Here is a 25,105-nt window from a genome sequence, read left to right as displayed (position 1 = left end):
TCACTTCTCTCCCTCTACCATTTCCAGATATTCTGCAGCCATTTCCCGGTAGTTCTTTGCCGCCCAGGAGCGGGGACTGTATTCCCGTAATGGCTTGCCCTCAAAACTGGCCTCATCCACCTTTGGTGTCCAGTGAATCTTTGTCTGGAACAGCTTATACTGACTGCTGGCCAGATATGCTGCCCCTATGCGGTTCACGTCATTGAAGCGGAAGCTGGTGATGATGCAGCCACAAAAATTCAGCTTCGGGTTATAGTTATCCCTGACCTGATTGGCCGTATCCACCATGATATCCACCCCATCGAAGGTAAACCGGTCAATCTTGACGGGAATGATATAGTCGTCGCCGGCAGTCAGCGCATTGATAACACTCATGGACACATCTGGGGCATTATCGATGATGGCGAAATCATACTGGCCATCGACAATGGTCAGTGCCCGTTTCAAATGCTCATGCTGGGGGACTTCCTCATCCATGAGTATCTCCTTGTCCGCCGCCAGCAGGTTCATGTTGGCCGGCAGAATATCCAGCCGCGGATAATCCGTCTGCTGGATAGCTTCCTGTATTGGCACTTTCCCAGTCAACACCTCGGCAATGCCGGGAGCCTCATAGCTATGGCGGTCAAAGAACTGCGAAGAATTGGCCTGCTTATCGTTATCCACCAGCAGCACTCTCCTCCCCATATCAGCCAGATTGCAGGCAAGGTTGATGCTGGTGGTGGTCTTGGCCACCCCGCCCTTCAGGTTGCAAATATTGATGGTTCTCACTTTGTTTTCTCCTTTTCATACGACAGAAGAAATACCATTGGGAGTTATCTTCCCGGTACTCCTTTTCCACATTATCCAGCACATAGCTGGGATTATCCGCCTCGATGATTTGCTTCATGAGTTCACTGTCCTCTGGCAAATCCTTCATCAAAGCCATTTTCTTGCTGCTCATCATCCGCGGGTCATCATTGATACTGTCCCAGGGACGGACAAGGTTGTGGGAAGATGACCACCGCTTGCGTCCCTTGGGGTCTTTGGACAAATAGCCAATCAAGGGAGCAATGTCATTCTTCCGGTTTGGCTGGATACGGTCTGCATTGCAATAGCCCAGCCCCCACCGCTTTTCTACCGTGTCCCGGTCCAAATCCCCGTCCATGATGAAATGATGGTGAATCCGGCCATTGGTAGCTCCTTCCTCTGTGACACATACATACCGGACAGAGGACAGCCCTGCCTTGCTCCGGGTATAATTCAGTCTCCTGATGTAGTTTTCCACCGCCTTCATGGCCATCTTCAAGTCAGCGGGCCGGTTCTCATCATCATAGGTCACAGTCACATGCAGGTCATCTTTGTGGAAATTGGACAAAACCAGTGCTTCAAAATATCGCTTGCTTCTTTTCTCATTGAGATTCCTCTGCTTTGGGGTGCTGGCTTCAAACTTCCGCTGCCTGCCTCTCCCCTGCCTGGTCCCTCTCTCTGTGTATTTGAAATAACTTACCTGAATATATTCTGCTCTGGCTCCATACCTTCCGCAGTGTCTGGTTCTTTTTCGATTCCCACTCATAACTCATTTCCTTGTCTCTAACTATGGTTCATATCTTTTTAGGGTATACAATTGTATTTCAACGAAATGTTAATACCGCATACAAGCCCCATGCCGCCCCGCGGCGGCAAAAGACTTTTTTGACCATGCCATATTGCTTTTCGCCTGTGGGAATGATATACTAAACGCAGGTTTAATCGCGTGTATATCATGCTCGCAGGCCCTTTCCTGATGCCCCAATCAGGAGGGGCTTTTTTGTTTTGCTGACCAGCACCTTGATGCTCTTGTCTGCATACTGAATCTTGACGATTGACTCATGGCCATTACTCCTTCCAAACAGCCGGACTATCCTCTGCTCCTTAAATGACATGCCATCACCTCCTTTCGTACTGGCCTGCCCTCACAGCAGCAGGTCAGCTATTATGCTGATGATGGCCACCAGCACAATAATCACACACCAGCCCCATGGGGAAAAATATGGTGTTCGCAAAAAACAGATTTTTTGAGCAATATGATGCAAATTTACCACCTCCCTACTCTCTGACTCCATCTACGACTACTGCCACAGGGTCAATCATCAGCTTCATCATATGTACCATGTCCCTGAAATCCTCATCTATGGTGCAGGTATATTCCGTGCTGACAGTCTTGACATCTTCATGTGCCTCTGGAGGTTCAATGCTAAAACCGGCGCGATTCAGCCGGTCATCTGCAAACCAGCGCAGGATAAAAGCACGGCGCATCTTGATATCCTCTTCGGTTTTGAAAAAAATCGCCTTATGAATCGTTCTCAATCTTCTCACCCTCCCAAACTTTCGCATAAATAGCCGCCCGCTGCCGTCATCAGACTTACGCCGGCGGCTATATTGCTGTCCTCATCATGCTGACTTCTTGCCTTCCTTTGGCATGGGAACAAACATAGAGATATCTATGCTGGACTCCCGTATGCGTTTATCCAGCTCTTCTTCGGTGGTAATTCCCATCGCCACCAGCTTCTTTTTCAGCATTTCTGCTTTCTCATGGGTATTCATACTTACTGCCTCCTTAATATTGCAGGTTGCCGCCTGCATGAACATCTGACAGTCTCATTTTTCTTCCTTTTCGCTCCCCTGGCCTATGCTATAATATGCTCAAGGAGCGTGATTTTTATGAAATTTGAGTATTTATTGCCTAAAACACGCAGTTTTCTCTTCATGCTGGCCAATGCCTATGAAAGTTCCGACGGTGATATCGAGGTCTATCATAACAAGATTGGCCCTGCCATTATGGAATACGGCCTTGCAGCCGAAGAATATGCCTCCACCCTTGTACGCCTCCATTATGTCAGCGATACGCAAATGATGATCCCAACCGAATCAGGACTCCAATACCAACGACTAAGACGCATTTACCTCGTTGACCGCTTTATAACACCTGCCATTGTCTCATTTTTCACAACACTGGCCACCATGGCAGCCACATTCATTGCTGCCAGCGTTTCTCCATGGTTCAGGGAGCTGCTATCGGCCATCCAGTCAATATTTCGATAAGCAATGTCGTGACCGCAGCCACCGCTATAGTCAGCCCGATTTCTTTTTTTGACATTCTCTCACCTCTTTCCAGAAAGGAGACTTATCATGTTTGCTTTCTCCAGCACCTCAGATAAAGTCATGGCCATAATCCTTGAAAATCAGGATATGCCTGTTCAGGAACTGATCACTGTCATTAAGTCGCGCCTAAAACTATCTCAGGCAGAAATTGATTCCGTGATTGCCGATTTGAGCAAACAAAATTTCATCACCACATTATATGCAGATGATGAACTCTATGCACTGCATCCACAGCCCCATGCCCTTTCCCAGCTTATAAACAAAAGAGAAACACTGTGGGAGAGCCGTTTCTGGAAGTTTGCTCCCATCGTCATTTCACTTATCTCTCTCGTGAAATCCTTCTGGCCTGAAATCACAGCTATTTTGCAAATGCTACGATAAGCGCAATAATCGAGATAATCAAAGCCCATTTGTCCGAAGGGTGAGCAGCGTAATATGCTCGCCCTCTTTTTATGAAGTCACGTATCTCTTTCATTCGTATCCCTCACTCTACTCTCTCAATGGTCGCTTTTCCTCCAGCTCACGGAGCCGCCGCCCTACTGGGCACATCATATCGCAATAGTAGCGAAGCAGTTCTGGAGCCTCATAGACCTCTGCCATAATCAGCAGTTCGTCCCGATGCGGCTCCTGCAGCCCCCGTTCAATCTGGTAAAGCCGCGTAGAGCTGATGCCCACCATTGCCCCAGCAGACACCCGCGACTCAAACGCCGTGTCACGTTCCGCTGCATGGAGCCGAGCCTGATAATATGGATTTGCCACAGTCTCCTGACACCTAAACACCAAAGTGCTCACCCCTTCTCCAACATACGCAAATACATGCTTTTGGTATATTTTTTTCTGCTAAAATCTAAATAACCCATCAAGTACCACTAGAACCAACAACAAATTTTCTATTGTCTACTCTACATTGAGCGAAGCCGCGTTTATCGTTTGGGCTTCGCTTTCTTTTTTCCCTCCTTATATGCCCGCATAAGCTGGTCAAACAAGAAATCTGCGTGCCAATTTCTGAACGAAACGCCATCCAGCTCCTTGACGGTTGTCATAAACTCATCACGCAGTTTTACCAGCATTTTAGCTTCACTGTATGTCAGGGTGCTCTTGTCCATTTTCAGCTCCTTTGGGGCTTGGGTATACTCCCAGTACAAAAGTCACATTCAAAGCCTTGCAAATTAATGAAGCCTTATCAATAGTTGCTCGACTCCGCCCACGTTCATAGTTGGAAAGCTGCTGAGAGGTAATACCTGTACGTCTAGAAAGCTCATAAAGGCTCATATCTCCCCGTGCCTTTCTCATAAACTCTGAAAAATCCAACATTTCCCCCTCCTGTATATGCTTTGATAAATTAGGTAAATATATTTGATTTCTTGATATACGCGTGCTACTCTATAAACAAAGACCATATCCCTTTCTTAACAGTCCCCTATGATCATAAAAGACTATTGTTAACTGCTATAAAGAAATGGAGGATTAACATGTCAAAAATGAACCCAACCAAAAGAAGAAAAGGCACTTCTCTACTGCAGTTCCCAAACGACTACACTGTTATCGACATTGAAACGACAGGATTATCACCCAATTATGATTCAATCATAGAAATAAGTTGTATTAAATACCGTAACAACATAGAAGTGGATTTTTTTTCCTCACTTGTCCAACCACCACCATTTCATGTAGCCAAAAGTGAACAAGACAAATTAGATAATGCGAATTATCATGGTTTAGTCGCTTATGTTAACTGTTTTATTTCCTGTTTCACAGGTATTACCAGTGAAATGCTATCAGGAGCACCTAAATTCGAAGATATTGCAGATGCTTTATGGAATTTCTTGCATAACGAAATTCTAGTAGGCCATAATATTCATTTTGATTTAAATTTTTTGTACGACAACTTATTTGACCACAATCAATCATATATACTTAATAATGATTTTGTTGACACGATGCGTATAGCTCGCCTAGCTTTACCAGACCTAGAACATCACCGTTTAATTGATCTAGATGACTATTTTGACATCCAAAGCCAACATCATCGTGCAGAAAGTGACTGCCAAACAACAACTATTGTTTTACAAGAACTTGCAAAGTTAGTTACCAACAATGCCATTAATCTAACGCCACATAAACCAGTTGACTTACGTACACTAACAGCATCACAATCCAGTTTTGATATTGGCCATCCTTTATATAACAAACATTGTGTTTTCACAGGAAAATTGGAACGTTTTATCCGAAAAGATGCAGCTCAAATTGTAGTAAACCTTGGCGGATATTGTGAAAACAACATAAACAAAAGAACAAATTTTCTAATTGTAGGAGATTTTGACTACGTTTCTAATATAAAAGATGGAAAAAGTACAAAACTAAAAAAAGCAGAACAGTTAATACTAAAAGGCCAAGACCTGCAAATCATACCAGAAAATGATTTCTATAATATGATTGAAAATATTTAACATTCTGTTATATATTGATGTTCCAAAACAATGTTTAACTGCGCCTCTATGCCGTTATTCCCCCCATCTAGCCATGTATCATAATATTTTGATATGTTCACAAAAATTTTCCAATCAAATACAGCAACCATGTTCGTAACCTTTTAACTACACTCTTCGTGTAGTCCTTCATCAAAAAAAATATTCATATCAAACGAAGGAAATGTGCGTTTAAACTTTTCCATGAAACTTCGACTGGGCTTTCTGTCTCCTAATTCAATTTTTTCATATAGACTATGTGATACACCTAGCTTTAAAGCTACTTCTGCGCGTGTCAATCCCTGCATCTTACGGAAGGAAATTAGACATTCCATACAATCACCCCCTACACAATTCGTGTAATCACTACACACAAAGCATATCACACGTTTTGTGTATTGTCAACACATTTCGTGTGAGACAATTTCGTTATACACACAATATGTGTTAATATAACAGTGAAAGTGAGGTCCTGAATATGCTTAAACTGAAAGAACTTCGTCTAGATAAACAAATAACCCAAGCAGAATTAAGCAAAGCGCTACAAATTTCAGCCAGTGCTATCGGTATGTACGAGCAAGGACGGCGGCAACCTGATTACGCCACTCTTTCAAGAATTGCCGCCTACTTCAACGTCACCACCGACTATCTCCTTGGCCTGTCCGACCAGCCTCAGGGCCACCAGGCAGACTCCCCTGCAGCCGCCCGCCAGCAGCCACAAATCCAGCCCGATACCCTCACCCCTGAAGAAGCTGCCCTCGTTGAAGCCTATCGCAACGCCAACGACCGAGACAAATCCATCGTCGATACCATCCTAAAGCCGGAAGTGCGTGCTCAGGGCGAAGCCGTGGAAGAAACGCCGATGAGCACCGCCGAACGTATTGGATAAAGATTTGGAAAAAGCATCCCACAGAAGACTCCCCCCGCCCAAGCACAACAAAAAGCCGCCCCGTAGATGAGGCGGCTTGGAAAGGATGTGATAAATATGAACAAAACAGGTTCTTTCAAGCAATCAGAATGGCAATCCCCTGCCTTGGCATCAATAGCAGAATTATTGCAATCTAGTGTTTTTAGACATTTAAGCGAACAGCAACAGAAAATAAGCCGTGCCGCCCACCCAACACTGGACAAAGCTCGCCTGCATCAGGAACTAATTCAAAAGATCATGTCCCCAAGCATGCTTCAGGCAGCTAAGCCATATGCCACTACAGGGCTGACCGCAAAACCTGTCATGGAAGCTATGGCAACATGGCACCAGACTCTCGCTGAATCTTCTGCAGCCACCGCCACACAGCACTTTCAACAAATCATAAAGCACCAGAAGCAATTCACTAAGATACGTCAGCCTGCATTGAAGCCATCTGTCGATGTAATGGCCATGCTCCGGCAGCCGCTTGTTGAGGTGACCGCATCTTTTGCTGCACATCAAAGGGCCTTCACACAGATGACCAGACTCTCGAGAATCACCGCTCTGGAGGAAACCTTACAAAGCATTGACCATTTATTTCCTGCAGTACACGCAGATATCCCTCAGGCTAGTGTAACATTACCGGCCTTTGCGTACATGGAGGAAAATCAGCCGGAGCTTTGTCAGCAAGTAGACGCTGCTTTGGTACATGTCGCTGAGAAAGATGAATGCATCGACAATCTCGATGCATATATTGCATTATGCGAGCAAATCAGTGTTGAACTAACCACACTTTACAACATAGCTGATTCTTCAGAGTTTGTGAAAGCCATCGCTTGCTTGGCTGTACTTTTTACCGACTTAGTTATTTATCTGAAATACTGCAAATCTCAGAAAAAAGAAGAAACATCATAATCTGATTCATTTTTTCATTTACACTCTCAGAAAAAAAGAACATTATCACTATTAGCCACAATACTATTTTTCTTAGAATACGCATTCTTTTGTAATATTTATCCATAGTTCCCCTCACTTTCTGCAACACCCATCACTAATATTTTACCACACCCCCGCCCGCCTGGACGACACATATTGATATTCCCGCAAACGTATGCTATACTTAGGGCAATGGAAAGATTATGGTTGAGAGTCATGTGCTCACCGACAAAAATAACCCCTAGCATACGATTAGCGGTCGTTGCTAGGGGCTTTTTGTGTTGTCCTTCGGCAATTAGCGGTTACCTTTGGACGAGTGCTGCTGTTACTTAACGTACCTGTCGTAAATATACGCTGCGATAATACCGCAGGTAACATTCACAACGATGGAAAAGATTATAGTTTCTGGAATCATATGCTCACCTCCCTTCATAGAGGTGTCTGCTCACAGCAGCATGAGTAGTATATCACATCTGCTGCAGCTGGCACAACACTAAAACAGCCCGCCCGCCCCACAACTGTATATTGCTATTACTCCTGCACCTGTGTTATAATGGACTCACAAGAAGTGAACAATGTCTGTCATTAGGTTGACACCGACAGAAAAAGCCCTTAAGCATGGAGTAGAGACCTGCTTAAGGGCTTTTCTGTTTGCCTGCGGTCTAGTAGAGAATCAACCGCCTGCGGGTATTACCGTTTGTCGCGACTTAAAAACCGCTCATAGATGTAGTTCGCCGTTATTCCAGCGGCTACACCAACTAAGAATGTGAACATGATGTCTATCACTGGTTTCCACCTCCCTCCCCGTCAAATTGCCGGTTCAGGGCGCGACAATGGCTATTATAGCACAAAATCCATTTGCTTAAAACCACATATATTGATATCCCTGTAAACGTATGCTATACTGACATTGCTTAAAGTACCGATCGTAAATATATGCAGCTATTTGCCGCAGATCTATTTACACACAAAAGCCCCTTAGCATACGATTCGTGGTCGTTGCTAAGGGGCTTTTTGTGTCAAGCTAAATTTAATTCTCTACGAATGGCGTTCTGCAAGACATTTGAAAAGTTCAAATTATGCTCTTTGGCCAACACATCCATCCATGCTGGTATGGTCAAAGTCTTTTTCACGGCATGACTGTCTGTACGCTTCAGATAGGCAACCTCATCATATTCTATGAGCGTCACGAAATCGCGGCCGCCTACCTTGATGTCTGCTGGGCTAGAAGGAGCCGAAGCTTCTTCCTTGTCCTCTTTGAGCGTATAAAGATAGATGCCCAAAGCGTCCTCTGCCATGGCCATGGCTTCCTCCAGCGTGTCTCCTTCCGTCACGCACCCCAACAAATCTGGGAAGTCGACAGAATAGCCACCATCATCTTCCGGATGAAATACTGCTGGATAAAAAATTTTTCCCATAATATATGCCCCCTTAGAGGGGCAGGGATTTTATTTGATCCCTGCCTGCTTCAAAATACTGTTGAATGTTCCCGGCTTCATGTCCTTGTTATGCATTGGGATAACGGGCCGTCCCGGCTTTGTCGGGTGCTTTAGGATATGATGTGAGCCTCGTATCCGTTCAACCTGCCACCCATCCGCTTCAAGGATTTTTAGTAAGTCCTTTGGCTTCATGTTATCCCCCTTTCTATGATTATACTATAGCACATATTTACACGTATCGCAAGTATTTACACGTATTCGAACCAAAAAGAAAAGGCATTGCATAATCCCAACACACATATCCGCGTGCGTTGGGGAATTTTTTATTCGCTACAATGAGAATAGAACATCTGACGGTCTCCGAAAGGAGGCTGGCTCTATGCCAGGAGCGAAGAAGGCGGCGATATACTGCCGTGTGTCTACCATCCATCAGGTAGACAAGGACTCCCTGCCGATGCAGCGGAGCGATATGATTAACTATGCAAAGTATGCCCTCAACATTGAGGATTACGAAGTTTTTGAGGATGCCGGATATTCCGGGAAGAATACAGACCGGCCAGCGTTCCAGGAGATGATGGAGCGTATCAAGGAAGGGGAATTTTCCCATGTGCTGGTCTGGAAAATTGACCGCGTCAGCCGCAACCTGCTGGATTTTGCGTCCATGTATGCGGAGTGCAAGAAACTGGGCGTAACCTTCGTTTCGAAAAACGAACAGTTTGACACGTCCACGGCCATGGGCGAAGCCATGCTGAAGATTATCCTGGTCTTTGCCGAGTTGGAACGCAATATGACCAGCGAGCGCGTCATGTCCACGATGAACGCCCGGGCCGCCGAAGGAAAATGGAACGGCGGCCGCGTGCCTTTTGGATACAGCTATGACAAGGAGACGGATTCATTCTCGATCCGCGAAGATGAGGCCAAAGTGGTCCTTGAGCTGAAAAACATCTATCTGCGCCTTCACTCCATCACCGGTACGGCTCATGAACTCAATGCCATTGGCCGACGCACCCGGCGTGGTTTTGGCTGGACGCCGCAGACCGTAGCGATTATCCTGCGCAGTCCCTTTTATCGCGGCACTTACCGCTATAATTACCGAAATGAGGCGAAGGGCACTTTCACCTTCAAGGACAAAAAAGACTGGGTCATGTGCAGTAAGCACCATGATGCTTTATTCACACAGGAAGAATATGCCACCATCGACTACTGGCTGACCAAGAACCGCCGCCTGCAGGGAAAAGCCACCCACTCCCAGCGAAAGAACATTCATATCTTCGCCGGACTGATAAAATGCGGCAACTGCGGGGACAACTACTTCGCTTCCCTCAGCCGGACGCTGGCTTCCGGATACCGGCCTTCGATGTACCAATGCAGTGGCCGGCGGCAAAAGGCACTTTGCGATAATAAGTATGTCACCGATATAACCGTTGGCAACTTTGTCTTCAACTACATCAGCAACATGATCCGGCTGAAAAAGGAGTTTTCGCCACGCTGGCAGACGCGCCGAATCCGCAGCACCTTACTGCGTGGTGATACCTTCCGCGAAATAAAAGCCATCTCCCCTGCTACACTTGCCAGCATCCGTACCACGCTGATAGATAACCTCGCCAGTACCACTGAATACCAGCCGATGAAAAATGGACATGGCCCGGAAGCGGCTAAACGCAAAGATGAAAACCTGCAAGCGGAGTTGGATAAGAACACCCGCGCCCTTGACCGGTTGAAGCAACTGTTTCTGTATGCAGATGATGCCATGGGGCAGGCCGAATTCCTGCAGCAAAAGAAAGCCCTGGAAGATAATATTGCGCGCATCAAAAGGGAACTCGAAGCCATCCGCAAGGATTCCATCTTTGCCACCAATCTATCCGAGGAAATATTCGTCCAAAAGGCTGCCCATTTCTTCATGAGCACCTCCCTGCAAAAAGGCAGGATTGATTTTGAACAGCTTGCCACTAATACCGATGCCGCCATGCTGAAGGAGTTCGTAAACACCATTGTGTCCCGCATCACGGTACGCAATGGCAGAATCATCGAGCTCGAATTTACCAACGGGCAAACGCATAGATTTGAATATGAGTTGTAAAAAAAGAAGCACCGGCAATCCTACGACTTTCCGGTGCTTCCTGTCATTTATTCAGCTTGCTGATGAGACGCTTCAAGGGCCGCCAGCTCTTTGTCGCGTTCTTCTTTTGGCTGTTGTACTGAGAGATACATAGCGTCGCCAAAACTGAAGAAACGATACTCCATCTCCACCGCCGTCTTATAGGCATCGAGAACGAACTCCCGGCCCGCAAAGGCACTGATCAGCATGATCAACGTGGACTTGGGCAGATGGAAGTTGGTGATGATGGCATCCACGATCTTGAAATCATAACCCGGATAGATGAAAATCTGCGTCCAGCCGCTCTTGGCGGAGATTTCCCCCACGCCGTCCGCTGCGGACTCCAAAGTGCGGATGCTGGTGGTACCCACGGCGATCACTCGATGGCCTGCAGCCTTGGTTTCCATGATAAGCTTGGCCGTTTCTTCCGGCACATGGTAAAACTCCTTGTGCATATCATGCTTCTGGATATCTTCCACATTGACGGGACGGAAGGTGCCCAGCCCCACATGCAAGGTCACAAAGCCCAGGTTCACGCCCATATCCTTGAGTTCCTGCATCTGCTCCTTGGTGAAATGCAGGCCGGCTGTCGGCGCAGCCGCCGAACCTTCCTCGCGGTTATAAACCGTCTGATACCGTTCCTTGTCCTCCAACTTTTCATGGATATAAGGCGGCAGAGGCGTCTCACCCAGACGGTCCAGAATTTCCTCAAAAATGCCTTCATATTGGAACTCCACCACGCGGCCGCCAAAATCCGTATGATCCGTGACCACACAGCTCAGCTCGTCGCTGAAGTTGATCTTATAGCCCGGCTTGGCTTTCTTGCCCGGCTTGACCAGTGTTTCCCAATGGGTGGCATCAATGCGACGCAGCAGGAAAACTTCCACCTTGCCGCCGGTCTGGTCGCGATGCCCGATCAGACGGGCCGGCATTACGCGGGTATCGTTGAAGATCAGGGTATCCCCCGGCTCCACATATTCCTTGAGGTCATAGAAATGACGGTGCTCCATGGTCTTTTCCACCGGATCCAGCACCATCAGCCGGGAGGCGTTGCGTGGTTCGATAGGAACCTGGGCAATGCGCTCCTCAGGCAGTTCATAATCAAAATCTGAAAGTAATAACATAAATACAATCCTTCTATCAATAAAGTTTCTTCAATTCCACACCATGATAATAATGCTGCAGAATCCTCTTATAATCCCAATGCTCACTGTCCGCATAGGCCTTGGCACCATACTGTGACATGCCCAGGCCATGTCCCCAGCCGTAGCCCTTGACAAAGACCACATTGCGGTTCAGGCTCATGGAAAAAAGCGTGCTCTTGAGCCCCAGCATGCTCCGCAAGTCATTGCCCGTCACACTGGCCCTGCCACTTTTCCCAATAAAGGTCACCGTCCTGACACGACCGGAAACGGTACGGTCTTTTTCAGCCTTGCCGATCCGGATGGGCGAAAGCTCGATCTTCTTCAGCTCGCCGATATTCCTGCCCCGTTTCGCCAGAAGTCCGCTAAGCTGCTGCGCCGTGATATTCTTTTCCCAGGGATACGTCTCCGTGCGCAGTTCCTTAGCAGCCCGCAGATATTCGATACGGCTGCCCCAGACATCCTCGCTGTTTTCCGTCATGCCACCGGAATCGGTATGGAACAGAGCATCCACCAACGCCCCATGACTTTGCAGCACCTGACCATGCGTCGCCTTGATGGCCTGGTTGGACGCCGACCGCTCCACTGCCACGCCGCCATACTGCTGACAATGGGTGGTGGCGCACACATCAAAGCCCTCCTTGGCATGACGCTTGCGCTGACGCAGGGCATAGGTACGGGCCGCCACAGCCTGCGCCTTCACCGCTTCGGCATTCCATTCCGCCGGCATCTCCTCCGGCACCACGCCCTGCAGATATTCCTCCACCGTCACCCGGTTGATGAGGTGCAGTCCATCCCTGCGCGGCACCAGCCGCAAGGCCCCACGATAGGACTTATTATCGTAGGTGCTGATAAGCTTGGCCAGATTGCGCTCATCTGCCACCGTAAGTTCCAAAGTGGCCGCATCCGCATACTTGAGCTTTCTGCCATTGAGTTCCCAGCCTGTCCCGGCAAAAGTCAGCGTCGCAAATTCCCCGGCCTTGCCCTGCCAGACAATCTTCTTATTATCCAGCCGCTTCAAAACCACGGGAGTATTGCCCGACGACAGGCGCAGGGTTGTCCCCTTTGTGCCCAGGGAAACCAACAGCTCCGGTTGCCAGGCCGCTTCGGCAAATCCCGCCGCCCCCAGCAGGACGAGACACATCATGCAGATTGCCAACAACCGCTTCATCATCCCTGCGCCTCCAGTTCCCGGGCCTTGGCTTCTGCCTCCAAACGGGCCCGCTTCTTCGCCTTGTTGTCCTTCTTGCGCTGCTTGCGGATGGCCTTGCTGTACCGCTCCTCCTCGCTGAAGATGCAGCCGCAGTAAGGCTGACGGTAAAGCTCCAATTCGTGACTGATGTCGATGCCCTCCTGCCAGCCCGGGCGGAAGTCCTCATAATAGAACTGCACGCCATACTGCTGCGCAAAACGCTCCGCCGTGCGCTTCATCAAATCATGCTGCTGGTAGATGCTGTAAAAAAGCGTGGACGTAAAGGCATCAAAGCCATGCTCCGCCGCAAACCGCGCCGCCTCCTCCAGCCGCCAGGTATAGCACATGGTGCAGCGGCCATTGGGCATGGCTTCGGCAGGCAGCGCCCGCTTCAAAAATTCCCGCAGTCGGTAATTTTCATCCGCGAAAAACTCCATGCCGACTTTTTCCGCAAACTCCCGGGCAGTATTCAGCCGCATCTCCCATTCCTTATAAGGATGGATATTGGGATTGAAAAAATAGCCCACCGGCTCAATGCCGTCCTCCCGCAGTTTTTTCACGGGATAACAGGAACAAGGCCCGCAGCACATATGTAACAGTAATTTCATGATATCTCCTATTCCGGATAAGCAATGCCCAAATGTTCATAGCCGGCCTTAGTCACCACCCGGCCCCGGGGCGTGCGGTTGATGAAGCCCAACTGTATGAGGAACGGCTCAAACACATCCTCCACCGTATCCGTGCTTTCGCTGATGGCCGCCGCCAACGTATCGAGCCCCACCGGTCCGCCACCAAACTTCTTGATCATGGTCAGAAGCATCCGCCGGTCCGTATGGTCCAGGCCAGCCTTGTCCACTTCCAGCAAGGACAGTGCCTTGTCGGCAATTTCGTCGGTAATGACATCCTTGCCCTCATATTGCGCCACATCCCGCACCCGCTTCAGCAGGCGATTGGCAATCCGGGGGGTTCCCCGGGAGCGGCGGGCAATTTCCATAGCCCCTTTATCCTCGATGGGAATCTCCAAGATTTCCGCAGCCCGCTTCACAATGGTCACCAAAGCCTCCGGCGTGTAATACTCCAGACGGGAGATGATGCCAAAGCGGTCACGCAGCGGTGCCGCCAGGGAACCGGCCTTCGTCGTGGCCCCAATCAGCGTAAACGGCGCAATATCCAGACGGATGGAACGGGCACTGGGCCCTTTGCCGATGATGATATCCAGGGCAAAATCTTCCATGGCAGAATAGAGCACTTCCTCCACACTGCGGGACAAGCGATGGATTTCGTCGATAAAGAGCACATCATGCTCCTGCAGATTGGTCAAAAGTGCCGCCAAATCCCCCTGCCGTTCGATGGCCGGCCCCGAGGTCTGACGGAAATTCACGCCCATTTCATTGGCAATGATACCCGCCAGCGTAGTCTTGCCCAGCCCCGGCGGCCCATAGAGCAAAACATGATCCAGAGCATCCCCGCGGTTCATGGCCGCCTGGATGAAAATCTCCAGATTTTTCTTGGCCTTGTCCTGACCAATGTATTCATTTAACTTGCGGGGGCGCAGGCTGTACTGCCAATCGTCCATCCGCTGCTCATCCATGGCCACGATACGGCCATCATCAATATCCATGTCGTAAAAATCTTCTTCAGCCAAGCCTCAGCCCTCCTGTTAAAATTTATTCAGCTGCTTCAAGGCCAGCTTGATGATCTCTTCCGTAGTCTTGCACTTGGTAGCTTTCTTGAGCACCGGTGCAATCTCTGCCTGGCTGTAACCAAGGGCCACAAGTGCCGCCTGTGCCTCGCTGACGATATCGTCCCCCAACGGGCCTTCCATATCCAGCGTCAGAACTTCCTCCACATCATCGCCAGCAGCAAAGCCTACTTTGTCCTTGAGCTCCAGAATCAACCGCTCCGCCGACTTCTTGCCAATGCCCGGCAATTTCGTGAGCACCGTGGCCTGTTTGTTCTGAATGGCCTTGCAAAGACTCTCCACCGTGATGGCCGACAGGATTCCCAGCGCCACCTTGGGCCCAATCCCCGACACGCCAATCAGCAGCTGGAAAACATCATATTCCTCTTCACTGGCAAAACCATAAAGCGTAATGCCATCCTGATAGACATTCATATAGGTAAAAAGCCGGGCCTCTTCCTTCAGCCGCAGCTTGTTCCGGGTGGAACCGGCCACAAACACCCGATACCCTACACCATTCACATCCAGCAGGCAGTAGTCGGTCTTCAGCGCCGCCACCTGCCCCCGCAAAAATCCAATCATCGAAAGCACTCCAATAGTCAAAAGAAACTTGTAACCTTATAAGTATACCACGAAGGACATGGGGCTGACCAGTCAAAATTTGACCAGTCAGCCCCACACTTGACACGTCAAATTGACATGTCAGATTCCAAACGTCGCTGAACTTCCGCATCCCATGCCAATAATAACGCTGCATATTTATCCTTAATAAACGAACAAGCGTCCAAGATTAGTGACTCATTGTAAAACTGCAAAAATACCAAAACTTGATAAATAATATTGACGTACCAAATCCTATCATTCCCCCAAACTGCTAAAATACATACATCTCTTAAAATAACCGACAGACCTACGTTAACCATGATATTTAAAGAATCGTCAAAATATTATCTTCCACCATTTTCATAATTGTTTCATTTTTTCTCCCATATGCAATGAGATATTCATCAGATTCACTAATAGATGAAACCCATCCTTTTTTATCAAAGACTGTTAAAATATCTTTAATATATTTTTTATTCTCAAACCTAGGTCGTTTTCCTATAAAAATTCTTTTCAAATTTTCCACATCATCATTACTCTCGAATAAATCCAAACACTTAATACAGTTATAAGGCGAAATAATTGGCAACGAGTTAATAAATATTTTCCATTTAGCTTCCCCATTAATTCGTGATAATAATTGCGAGCAAACATCATATGGAACCTTAATTTCATTTTCCAACAAATATTCTGTACACTCTGCAAACTTATCAATTATTATTCTCTTGAAATCAGAAGATGCTTTTTTATAATCTCTTATCAATTGCTCAATATCATTTTCATCAAAATTATTTTTTACTATATATTTTATGATTTCATCTTCATACCCCTTATCTCGTATAGAAATCTTCTCATTCGGAACCAACGATAGTAACTCTAACTTATCTTCAACTGTTACATTTTCCTCTATCACGTCTAATATCTCTTTTACACAGATAATGTTTTTAGATATATACTCACAATATCGTCTTACATTATTGCAGATTAAGTTTATAACAGTTGACGGATACTCTTGACGCATAAATTTTAAAGTTTCATCTGTCATAGGTATAATATTCAATTCTATTAAAATATTCACCTTTTCTTCTTCAATATCCTTTACATCAAATTCTTCATATGAGTCCCCCATATTTTGCAAAATGAACCTATAGACATTATTGTCTAGTTGATTAGCAATAACAACAGCATCAAACATATCCGATTGACGCTCTTCATTCAAAGTTTTAAATTCATCATTCCACCCCCCAGACAACACCTCATTTGAATGCTCATTCAAATACCCATATAAATCAATTCTGCTTTCACTAGGCATTTCTACAAAGAAAGAAAAAATATTCCCCAACGAGTACTTCACAACATCATACTGAAGCAACGCCCTCCACAATTCTTTATCTTCTACTTTTTCAATTTGATTAATTCTTGTTTTTAAGTATGAAACATATTTCGCTTTTATATCCGTTTCAATATTCTTATTATCTAGTACAAAATATATAACATCTAACTTATCTAAAATACATCCTTGGCAATTCTTTAAAACAACATCAATATAACTTTCTATGTTATCGACAACATAGTTATACAATGGTTCACCATTCCGGCTTACTATACACGACAAATTGCAATGTATCATTTTTTCATCATCTGAAATATCGTAGAATCTTTTTAGCATCATGCAAACATTTGAAAACGTCAACGTATACAGATTTTTCTCATATACATCTTTTAACAAATCATCATTTGCGCATTCAAAATTTATTATTTGAAATTTTACATCAATCTTTTCCATATTACTTATGGCAATTTTAGCTCTTCTATCTTTCATACATAAAAAGTTCGTGTTTTGAGAAATATATTTTGTTAGCACTCCATCAACATTTATCACAGATAAGTCTCCATCTGTTGACAAACAAAGTGTTTCCCAAATATATTTTTCTCTTTCCTCATCCGTGACATTCTCAGATTCGCACATATAATTCATAATATTTTCCCATTGCATATTTAATAGGTGCACAAATAATTTCTCATTTTTACACCTTCTTAAATATTGAAAAATGAACTCCTTATTCTGAGCATTAATTATTTGCTGCAATATATCGTGTATATATTGTTGAACACTCTCTTCATCATTGTTTTCTAACAGATAATCAAGCAAGTCATAATTCAATGCTTCCACTTGTTTATAATTCCTAGAATTCATTATTGAAACAACTTTACTAGGTTCCCTTAATTTGTATGTATATTCCTTTGCCTTTTGGTCAGTTATACCTCGTAAAAAAACTTTATCTCCATGACAAATACTTTCCCCATAAAAATATGTCATATAGTCAGCATAGGTTTCATCAATATAACCATTACGAATTAAATATTTTATTAACGAAAAATATTGACTCTCTTTAATTTCCGAAAAAACCTCATTTTCGCTTAATACATTTATATTTTTTTCATTAAAAATATCATCAATATTTTCACGAGTAATCATCTCTCTTAAGTGCCAAGATGGTAATTCATCCATCAATATTTTCAGTCTGCTAATCTCTTTCAAATTTTCACTTATTTTATCATTATTTCGCGCGTCAAACAATTCAATGCGTTTTTCTTTTTCAAGAATTAACTTATTTTTTACTTGTTGATTCCATCTTGCTTGTTCTATCTTGTAATCATAAAACTCATTAATCTCATTTCTTGATGTTTGCCACAATTTTTTCATTTCTTCATTTTCTTTTTCCAATACTTTTATTTTGCGACTAATATTTTGTTTTTCGATATTTGCGATTTCACTTTTATATGCAAAAATATTATATACATAGCCTCGACTCAATTGCAAATCTCCATAATCCTTAGGAAATATATTTTTATATATCATCATCGCCAGCATTTTATTAACATCTTGTCCTGTCGTCATCACATTATTGCTATAAATATTAAATTCATTAGCTATATTTTTCAACAATCTCATATCATCTATATAAAAAGATACTTCTTGTAAAAATTGCGAATCAAATGATGGCCACACTTGCATTGATTTAAAAATTTCAATAATCTTTTCATACGAATTCGACCCATCCATCACAGGAATAATCGGAAGAATAAAATCAAAAAACTTCGTTCTATCCTTTGACATAAACATGTCATCCTTAAGCAAATATATAAATTTCAGTGGCTTATCTTTATCTCTCATTCTTTTAATGTTAACCAAACGATTAACTTCCTTAAGTTGTTGAAATATGTATACCGAATTATATCTATCAATATCTTCAAACACAATCGCATTTACTTTTGATTGATTAAAAATATACAGCACTTCATCAAGATATCTGTCAAATAAAGATTCTTCTTTCTTGTCAAATAATTCAATCTCACTATCAGCTATCTTTATTTTCTTAAAGCATCCTTGACTTTTCTGATATAGCACCACCTTACCAATCAAAAACACAGATATAATAACAATAATAACTCCAACCACAAACAACATACACGGATACAGAGTAAACCACAGCCAATCCTCAAGCATCCCACCCACACTTGTTAAATACTGTTTCCACAAGTCATATTTAACAATATATCCAATCAATATTCCCCATACAGCTACAACCGAAACATTACCTATTATCGGCAAAATCTTCTCTTCCCGCTTTACTTGAAATTTTGTTAAAGGAATATTATCTGCCCCAACTTGATGTATCAGCTGATTTAAAATTTTACCTTCTAATCTTTTTTCAGTAATTGAATTACTTTTCTCACCACTATTATCATCTTGTCTTTCCATACTTCCAAATTGAGATAAAGATATATGTATAAATTTTATATTATTACGTTTATTCTTGTAGGTTTCTAAGGCACTACTCTTCCCTGCACCATAAGAGCCAGAAATAGCTATATTTTTTAATTCATCTTCCCTAAATATATAATCCAATGCTTCTTCATACCCTTTAATATCCGCATTTGTTGTAGGAGTTAATTTTTGATATTCATATGTCATTATTACCTGCCTCCTTGTATTCCATTCATCACTCTTATATTAGCAGAACAACTTCGTAAACACAATACCATTGTCATCTATTCTATTTTCTCCATTCTGCATTCATAATTGCATAAATTATTTTCCTAATACTTTTTAATTTATATCTTATCAATAAAAATGCCCTCACTTAGGGTGAAGGGCACTACTCAAATCACAATATATTTTTACACGACATCCTTATTTATCCCTCAATGGCCGAATCTTTTCAATCAGCTCGATAACCGCGTCTTTTGCCTTGCGATTATATTTCAGCTTGCTGACCCCCTCATGGTTTTGTTTATATGCTTCGTAGTCCGTGACGAGGGAGATTTTGTCCCCCTTCCTAAATGTATTCAATATAGCCAGCACATCTTTTTTCTGTGCGCACCATTCTTGGGTAAAGGTATTAATCTGGTGGGCAATGATTTCTTCGATACGGTTTTCAATTACCGTCATGGCATCAAGGCCTTTGTACTTCAGCGGGTCTTTTTTCATATCTTCCCAGAAATCGCCAATGACATCGGCCAGCGCTGGATTCGTTTCGCGAAGTTTGTCGATATGGGTGTCGATGGCGGTATCTTCGATGGGCTCCACGATGAGCTCATCTTCCCCAGGCATATAGTTCTGAATCAGCGACACGATGTAACGGTAGTCAATGGTCACGCTGCGGATATTCTCAATCTCGTAGCCGATATCCACCACCACGGGTTCCTCGTCGCTGGTGGGCGTTTTCAATTCCTCGATGACGTTGTGATACTTGCCGCCGTATTCCGTCAGGCTCTCCTTCACAATGCCGTAATCGCTGAACTCCTTGTCCTCCCATTCCTGATAAACCTGAATCTCACCGCTAAGGCGGTCAACTTTCTGAAAGGCCTTGGCAAATTTCTGCATGGCACTGCGGTCGCCCATAATGGCTTCCACAGCTTCAGGAGTTGAAGCAATGCTTCTAAGTTCTGCCAGTGCGGCCTTGAAATCCTTTTCGATTTCCGCAAATGCCGGGGCGCTGACTTCCTTCGTGCCGCCGTTGCTGTACAGGAGCAAAGCCCCATCCACGGCAGTCTGAAACTGTGCCGACCGCTGGAAAATCACCACCATGCCATAGCGTTTGCTCTTATCGAAAATGCGGTTGGTACGGCTAAAGGCCTGAATGATATTCTGCGGCGCCATGGGCGGACGGTCTACAAAGAGAATGGCGCAGGGCGGCGCATCAAAACCGGTCAGCAGGCGGTCAACCACGATGACAATATCCAGTTGTTCCTTCCGCTGTTTATAACGCCCCTTCTTCCGGGCCAAACGATCATTGAGATTGGTATTGTAGGCCTGCAAACTGTCCAGCGCGAATTTCGTGCCAAACATGGCGTTGTAATCGGCCAAGGATTCCTTCATGGCCTGCTGATTGGCCAGCGAATCCTCATCGTTCTCCGTCACCGTGTAGGTAATGGCAATCTTGGGGAAATCCACGCACTTTTCCCGAATGGAGGCCGACACATTGCCCCCTGCAATGAATTCCTTGAACAGACGGTAATACTGTTGGGCAATCTCAATGGAGGGCACAGTGAGAATGGCCTCATAGGCCTCCCCCTGGGGTGCATTCAGACGGAACTTGCCCGCCGCCTTGTTGACGATGTACTTCACCACGCTGCGGCGATGGTCGTCATTGTCGTAAATATCGGTTCCGGTGTTCTTGTAGTAGGCGGCCAAAACCTTTTCTTCCAGCTTGTCCGGCTCCATATTGGCCAGTTCGTCAGCGCTTGCCACCTGCAATCTCTCGCCCAGCTCCAGCAGCTGGTCATGGGACACGGAATCCTTGTAATCAATCTGGAATCCCAGGACGGCATTGTTATGCAAAGCCTCCTTGATGGTGTAATTGTGCAGGCAGGGGCCATAGAGGGCTTCCGTGGTGCGGGCCAAATCCCCTTTGCGCTGGCGCTTGTTCTCGTCAAAAATCGGCGTGCCGGTAAAGCCGTACCACAGGGAATTGCTAAAGAACTTCTGCAGCTCCCGCTGGGTTTCCGGCGTGACCGTGCGGTGGCATTCATCCACCACAAAGGCAATACACATGCCATGGAGCCGCTTGGCCGTGGCGGAATCCTTCTTCGCCTCGCCATTGTAGCGCTTCATGATAATCTGCATCTTTTGAATGGTGGTGACAATCACCACCCGGTCTTTGTTCTTGAGCTTTTGCAACAGGTCATGGACATTATCGGTTTCGTCCACATCGATGATGTCATTTTCCGCATAAGCCTTGAAGGAAATGGAGGTCTGCTGGTCCAGGTCTTTGCGGTCAATGAGGAAAATGGTCTTGTCAATGCCCGGAATCAAAATGAGATTCTTGGCCACGGTATAGGAGGTCAAAGTCTTGCCGGAACCTGTGGTATGCCAGACAAAGCCCGACTCCTGACGCTGGGAGGCCTGCTTGACGGCCTCGATGGCATGTACCTGATAAGGCCGCAACAAAATCAGCTTATGGCGCTCCGCATCCACCACGCTGTAATGGCCCACCATCTCATGGGCTTCGGGAATCCGCAGGACTTCCTTGGCAAATTCCAGATAGTTTTCCACAGGCTCGTTGTTCCTGTTGACCCACGAAGTCAAAAACCGCTCATTGAGGTTCGAGCCCGTATCGGCGGCAATGTAGCGGGTGTTGCTGCCATTACTGATGACAAACATCTGCACCATGCCAAAAAGCCCCCGGAACTTCCCTTCCAGACTGTATTTCTTTATCTGACGGAAGGCATCCATATAGGGATGGTCCTGGTTCTTGAGTTCGATGTGAATCATGGGCAGGCCGTTAATCAGCAAGGTCACATCAAAACGGCGCTCACGGTCATCCTCGTCCAGTTTGTCGGAAACAAACTGATTGATGACCTCATAGGAAGACCGTCCCCCGGCGATTTCCCGATTGCTGACGGCCATCAGATGGATTGTGCCTTTGGCCGCATCCTCACGAGTCAAAGGGATAACTGCCTCGCCGTTCTCCCCTGCCAGCCACAATGCCGCCTTGTAAGGGCTCGTGGCCACATCCAGCATATACTCCCGAATCTGGTGAAATTCGGCATCGGTTACAGGCTCCCCATCGAGCACAGCAATATTGTTCTGATTCAGTTTCGCCCGGAAATTTGCCCAAAGGGATTCCTCGTCTACAATATCCTTGCGATAAGTCCATTGGGAAACATCTCCCGTGAGCTGCTTAATCAGCGCCCATTCCATCGACACTTCGCTTTGTGCCATGCTCAATTCCTCCTGCTACGTTATTCTTCTTCCGCCATGGGAAGCTCCTGCAAACGCAGTTCCTTTTTCAGTTCTTCCTCGGTCGGCATATAGGGCATATACTTGGACGCATAAATATGGGTGCTGTTGTCGCTCCCCATCGTATACTTCACCACGGCTTCATTCTTCTCCGCGCAAAGGACGATACCAATGGGCTCATTGTCCCCTTCATTGCGCATATTGGCCTTGTAATAGTTTACATACATCTGCATCTGCCCAATGTCCTGATGTTTGACCTTGCCCAGCTTCAAGTCGATCAGGACAAAGCATTTGAGGATATAGTTGTAAAACACCAGGTCAATATAAAAATGGTCTCCATCAATGTCAATATGTTTCTGTCTGGCCACAAAGGAAAAGCCGCGTCCCAGCTCCAGCAGGAACTGTTGCAAATGCTCAATAATGCCCTGCTCAATATCCCGCTCGTAGAGCTCCGGCGAAGGCTTCACCTCCAGAAATTCCAACACATAAGGGTCACGGATAAAATCCCGATAAGGTGCCATCCCCTTATCCGTTGCCGTCTGTGGCAGTCTTTCGCCGGTCTTTTGCTGGGAAATAGTGCGCTGATAAGCAAAGGTCGTAATCTGCCGTTCCAGTTCCCGACTGCTCCACCCCGCCGCAGCACATTCCTCGGCATAAAACTCCCTAGCCTTGGAATCCGCCACCCGCATCAGCATACGGTAATGCGTCCAGCTCAAATCGCTACGCAGTGCGTAGCAATTTGGAAAGCACCGATAAAACTGCCGCATATTCCGCAAATTGGCATAAGAATAACCTTTGCAAAATTCAGCCGTCAGCTTAGCGGAAACTTGTTGCAGAACTCCTTTTCCGTACTCTGCCTGCTTGCCATCACAGGCCTTATCAAGTTGCTGACCAATTTCCCAGTATATCTGCACCATGCCAGCATTTACAGTCTGCTGTACCTTATGCTGTACATGAATTATGCTTTGTCTGATTTCGCCGTAAATATCCTGTGATACCTTCTCGATTTCATTCATACCGATTCACCCCCAATGCCCTTATTTCTTTGGAAACATATTTTGCAACATATATTTCTTGATTTCTTTAAGGGCATCACACTTGCGTTGATGAAGGGCGATAAGATTATCGAGGTTAGCGAAGTATTCTCCAATTTTAGTCTGTTCCTCAAATGAAGGAACTGGTAATTCCTGCTTGTATAGTTCCTCCCAAACTATATTTTTCCTACATACACTTGCGCCTTCAGTTGAAGCCTTTAGGAAAAACTCCTTTGTCTTGTCCATTTTAACCCATGCCTGCACAAACAACGGATTACAATCAACAAGTTCATAAACTTTATAAGCCGGCGATATTATACCATGCTCAAATCGTAAATTTACATTACAATTTCCTAAATGTAAATTTTGTGCTGACAGTATTAAATCGTTTTTCTTTACTTTTAAGTATCCAATATTGGACTGACCTCTAAAATGACTAAATAATTCTGAATTGAGATACATGCCATTAATTGCACATGAAAGTAATGTATCTTCATCCTCAACAGATGTCTTTTCTCTTTTTTCATTTAAGAGACTTCCAAATTCCCGCTGTTCCCAATCGCCAGTAAAACCAGCAAAGCGAATCTCTGGAACTTTTTCTCCTTTTTTAGGAAACATTTTTTGAAGCATATACTTCTTTACTTTTTGCAGCTCATCACACTTTCGCTGGTGCAAGGTAATAAGGCTATCAAGGTTATTAAACAACTTTGATATAACTAATTGTTCATCTTTAGATGGAACTTTTAACTCAATGTTTTCAAAGTCTTCTTTCGAAATATTATACATCGAGCCACTTGTTCCAGATGCCAAACTTAAAATATCTGCCTTATAATATGGAGAAATAAGCATACAATGTATCATTCGTACATCATATTTATCCAAAAACTTAAGTTTCCAAAGTCTATCTGGTAGATAAAGATTTGGATAATCTTTGTCGACAAAACCACAGGCACCAACCCGTTCTGGTGTATTCATTCTACTGACTATGATACAATTTTTCTCAACTGGACATTTTACATATCCTATTTCTTCAGTAACGACTTTTTTACATTCATTTGCATCAAAAAAATCGTACGATACGCAACTAGTCTTTAATACACCTATATCGTTTTCTCCAACCAATTCATCAGTTGAATTTACGCTTTTCCCAGTAGATAAATCTTCAACAAGCTCTTTTAGCTTCCATTGCTCCCAATCATCCGTAAATCCCTTAAATCTAATTTTAGGTGTGTTCAT

Annotated in this window: 26 protein-coding genes; 6 read left to right on the top strand and 20 right to left on the bottom strand. The window is 45.1% G+C overall.

Annotation, left to right across the window (positions count from 1 at the left end; all coding sequences use genetic code 11):
* The 5 genes from SELR_RS05715 to SELR_RS05700 form a co-directional block, all read right to left on the bottom strand.
* The gene (locus SELR_RS05715; RefSeq protein WP_041914285.1) at window positions 1-768 is read right to left on the bottom strand and encodes a ParA family protein; all 768 of its coding nucleotides are present in this window, start codon (window positions 766-768) and stop codon (window positions 1-3) included.
* Window positions 686-1,354, bottom strand: a complete 669-nt coding sequence (locus SELR_RS17655; protein WP_050992743.1) for a rolling circle replication-associated protein — start codon at window positions 1,352-1,354, stop codon at window positions 686-688. Before SELR_RS17655 ends, SELR_RS05715 begins: the two co-directional genes overlap by 83 nt.
* A 385-nt stretch (window positions 1,355-1,739) precedes the next feature.
* Window positions 1,740-1,901, bottom strand: a complete 162-nt coding sequence (locus tag SELR_RS18755; RefSeq protein WP_014424257.1) for a hypothetical protein — start codon at window positions 1,899-1,901, stop codon at window positions 1,740-1,742.
* A 163-nt stretch (window positions 1,902-2,064) separates the two neighbouring features.
* Window positions 2,065-2,325 (bottom strand): hypothetical protein, encoded by a 261-nt coding sequence (locus SELR_RS05705; RefSeq protein WP_014424255.1) that lies wholly within the window; start codon window positions 2,323-2,325, stop codon window positions 2,065-2,067.
* Between the two features lie 84 nt (window positions 2,326-2,409).
* On the bottom strand, window positions 2,410-2,562 hold the full coding sequence (locus tag SELR_RS05700; RefSeq protein WP_014424254.1) for a hypothetical protein: 153 nt from the start codon (window positions 2,560-2,562) through the stop codon (window positions 2,410-2,412).
* Window positions 2,563-2,679: 117 nt separating this feature from the next.
* Here SELR_RS05700 and SELR_RS05695 point away from each other — a divergent pair, with 117 nt between their 5' ends.
* A complete protein-coding gene (locus SELR_RS05695; protein ID WP_014424253.1) occupies window positions 2,680-3,060 on the top strand; it encodes a hypothetical protein in 381 nt (126 codons plus the stop codon).
* A gap of 87 nt (window positions 3,061-3,147) precedes the next feature.
* A complete protein-coding gene (locus SELR_RS05690; protein WP_014424252.1) occupies window positions 3,148-3,501 on the top strand; it encodes a hypothetical protein in 354 nt (117 codons plus the stop codon).
* Between the two features lie 108 nt (window positions 3,502-3,609).
* Here the strand turns inward: SELR_RS05690 and SELR_RS05685 are convergent, their stop codons facing one another.
* From SELR_RS05685 to SELR_RS18275, 3 genes are all read right to left on the bottom strand, one after another.
* Window positions 3,610-3,879 (bottom strand): helix-turn-helix domain-containing protein, encoded by a 270-nt coding sequence (locus tag SELR_RS05685; RefSeq protein WP_014424251.1) that lies wholly within the window; start codon window positions 3,877-3,879, stop codon window positions 3,610-3,612.
* 164 nt (window positions 3,880-4,043) lie between these two features.
* The gene (locus SELR_RS05680) at window positions 4,044-4,226 is read right to left on the bottom strand and encodes a hypothetical protein (RefSeq protein ID WP_014424250.1); all 183 of its coding nucleotides are present in this window, start codon (window positions 4,224-4,226) and stop codon (window positions 4,044-4,046) included.
* Entirely contained in the window at window positions 4,198-4,434 is a 237-nt protein-coding gene (locus tag SELR_RS18275) for a helix-turn-helix domain-containing protein (RefSeq protein ID WP_080585423.1), read from the bottom strand. The genes SELR_RS05680 and SELR_RS18275 overlap by 29 nt, the downstream gene beginning before the upstream one ends.
* A gap of 158 nt (window positions 4,435-4,592) precedes the next feature.
* Between SELR_RS18275 and SELR_RS05675 the strand changes: the two genes are divergently transcribed.
* A complete protein-coding gene (locus tag SELR_RS05675; protein WP_014424249.1) occupies window positions 4,593-5,570 on the top strand; it encodes an exonuclease domain-containing protein in 978 nt (325 codons plus the stop codon).
* Between the two features lie 143 nt (window positions 5,571-5,713).
* Here SELR_RS05675 and SELR_RS05670 read toward each other — a convergent pair whose 3' ends face one another.
* Window positions 5,714-5,923, bottom strand: a complete 210-nt coding sequence (locus tag SELR_RS05670; protein WP_050992742.1) for a helix-turn-helix domain-containing protein — start codon at window positions 5,921-5,923, stop codon at window positions 5,714-5,716.
* Between the two features lie 143 nt (window positions 5,924-6,066).
* On the opposite strand from SELR_RS05670, the gene SELR_RS17650 reads away from it, so the two are divergent.
* Both SELR_RS17650 and SELR_RS05660 read left to right on the top strand, forming a co-directional pair.
* Window positions 6,067-6,477, top strand: coding sequence for a helix-turn-helix domain-containing protein (locus SELR_RS17650; protein WP_014424248.1), 411 nt, complete (start codon window positions 6,067-6,069; stop codon window positions 6,475-6,477).
* A gap of 96 nt (window positions 6,478-6,573) precedes the next feature.
* On the top strand, window positions 6,574-7,410 hold the full coding sequence (locus tag SELR_RS05660; RefSeq protein ID WP_014424247.1) for a hypothetical protein: 837 nt from the start codon (window positions 6,574-6,576) through the stop codon (window positions 7,408-7,410).
* Window positions 7,411-8,450: 1,040 nt separating this feature from the next.
* Here SELR_RS05660 and SELR_RS05655 read toward each other — a convergent pair.
* A complete protein-coding gene (locus tag SELR_RS05655; RefSeq protein WP_014424246.1) occupies window positions 8,451-8,849 on the bottom strand; it encodes a type II toxin-antitoxin system HicB family antitoxin in 399 nt (132 codons plus the stop codon).
* 30 nt (window positions 8,850-8,879) lie between these two features.
* Window positions 8,880-9,062: a type II toxin-antitoxin system HicA family toxin gene (locus SELR_RS05650; protein WP_014424245.1), complete on the bottom strand. Its 183-nt coding sequence runs from the start codon at window positions 9,060-9,062 to the stop codon at window positions 8,880-8,882.
* Window positions 9,063-9,249: 187 nt separating this feature from the next.
* Here SELR_RS05650 and SELR_RS05645 point away from each other — a divergent pair, with 187 nt between their 5' ends.
* Window positions 9,250-10,950 carry a recombinase family protein gene (locus tag SELR_RS05645; protein ID WP_014424244.1) on the top strand — a complete coding sequence of 567 codons (1,701 nt, stop codon included), beginning with the start codon at window positions 9,250-9,252 and terminating at the stop codon, window positions 10,948-10,950.
* Window positions 10,951-10,997: 47 nt separating this feature from the next.
* Here the strand turns inward: SELR_RS05645 and queA are convergent, their stop codons facing one another.
* From queA to SELR_RS17645, 9 genes are all read right to left on the bottom strand, one after another.
* Window positions 10,998-12,092 (bottom strand): tRNA preQ1(34) S-adenosylmethionine ribosyltransferase-isomerase QueA, encoded by a 1,095-nt coding sequence (gene queA / locus SELR_RS05640; RefSeq protein ID WP_014424243.1) that lies wholly within the window; start codon window positions 12,090-12,092, stop codon window positions 10,998-11,000.
* Window positions 12,093-12,108: 16 nt separating this feature from the next.
* On the bottom strand, window positions 12,109-13,284 hold the full coding sequence (locus tag SELR_RS05635) for a SpoIID/LytB domain-containing protein (protein ID WP_014424242.1): 1,176 nt from the start codon (window positions 13,282-13,284) through the stop codon (window positions 12,109-12,111).
* A complete protein-coding gene (locus tag SELR_RS05630; protein WP_014424241.1) occupies window positions 13,281-13,910 on the bottom strand; it encodes an epoxyqueuosine reductase QueH in 630 nt (209 codons plus the stop codon). The genes SELR_RS05635 and SELR_RS05630 overlap by 4 nt, the downstream gene beginning before the upstream one ends.
* An 8-nt stretch (window positions 13,911-13,918) precedes the next feature.
* The gene (gene ruvB, locus SELR_RS05625) at window positions 13,919-14,923 is read right to left on the bottom strand and encodes a Holliday junction branch migration DNA helicase RuvB (protein WP_041914596.1); all 1,005 of its coding nucleotides are present in this window, start codon (window positions 14,921-14,923) and stop codon (window positions 13,919-13,921) included.
* A 39-nt stretch (window positions 14,924-14,962) separates the two neighbouring features.
* Window positions 14,963-15,565: a Holliday junction branch migration protein RuvA gene (gene ruvA, locus SELR_RS05620; RefSeq protein WP_014424239.1), complete on the bottom strand. Its 603-nt coding sequence runs from the start codon at window positions 15,563-15,565 to the stop codon at window positions 14,963-14,965.
* A 346-nt stretch (window positions 15,566-15,911) separates the two neighbouring features.
* Window positions 15,912-19,565, bottom strand: coding sequence for a YobI family P-loop NTPase (locus SELR_RS05610; RefSeq protein ID WP_014424238.1), 3,654 nt, complete (start codon window positions 19,563-19,565; stop codon window positions 15,912-15,914).
* 219 nt (window positions 19,566-19,784) lie between these two features.
* Window positions 19,785-22,817: a type I restriction endonuclease subunit R gene (locus tag SELR_RS05605; protein ID WP_014424237.1), complete on the bottom strand. Its 3,033-nt coding sequence runs from the start codon at window positions 22,815-22,817 to the stop codon at window positions 19,785-19,787.
* Between the two features lie 20 nt (window positions 22,818-22,837).
* Complete coding sequence (locus tag SELR_RS05600) at window positions 22,838-23,851, bottom strand: PDDEXK nuclease domain-containing protein (protein ID WP_014424236.1); 1,014 nt, start codon at window positions 23,849-23,851, stop codon at window positions 22,838-22,840.
* Window positions 23,852-23,872: 21 nt separating this feature from the next.
* Window positions 23,873-25,105, bottom strand: a complete 1,233-nt coding sequence (locus SELR_RS17645; RefSeq protein ID WP_014424235.1) for a restriction endonuclease subunit S — start codon at window positions 25,103-25,105, stop codon at window positions 23,873-23,875.

It is taken from the genome of Selenomonas ruminantium subsp. lactilytica TAM6421 (genome assembly GCF_000284095.1).
Classification (GTDB): Bacteria; Bacillota; Negativicutes; order Selenomonadales; family Selenomonadaceae; genus Selenomonas_A; species Selenomonas_A lactilytica.
The sequence above is the reverse complement of the archived record's forward strand: the minus strand, read 5'-3'. Positions and strand labels throughout refer to the sequence as shown.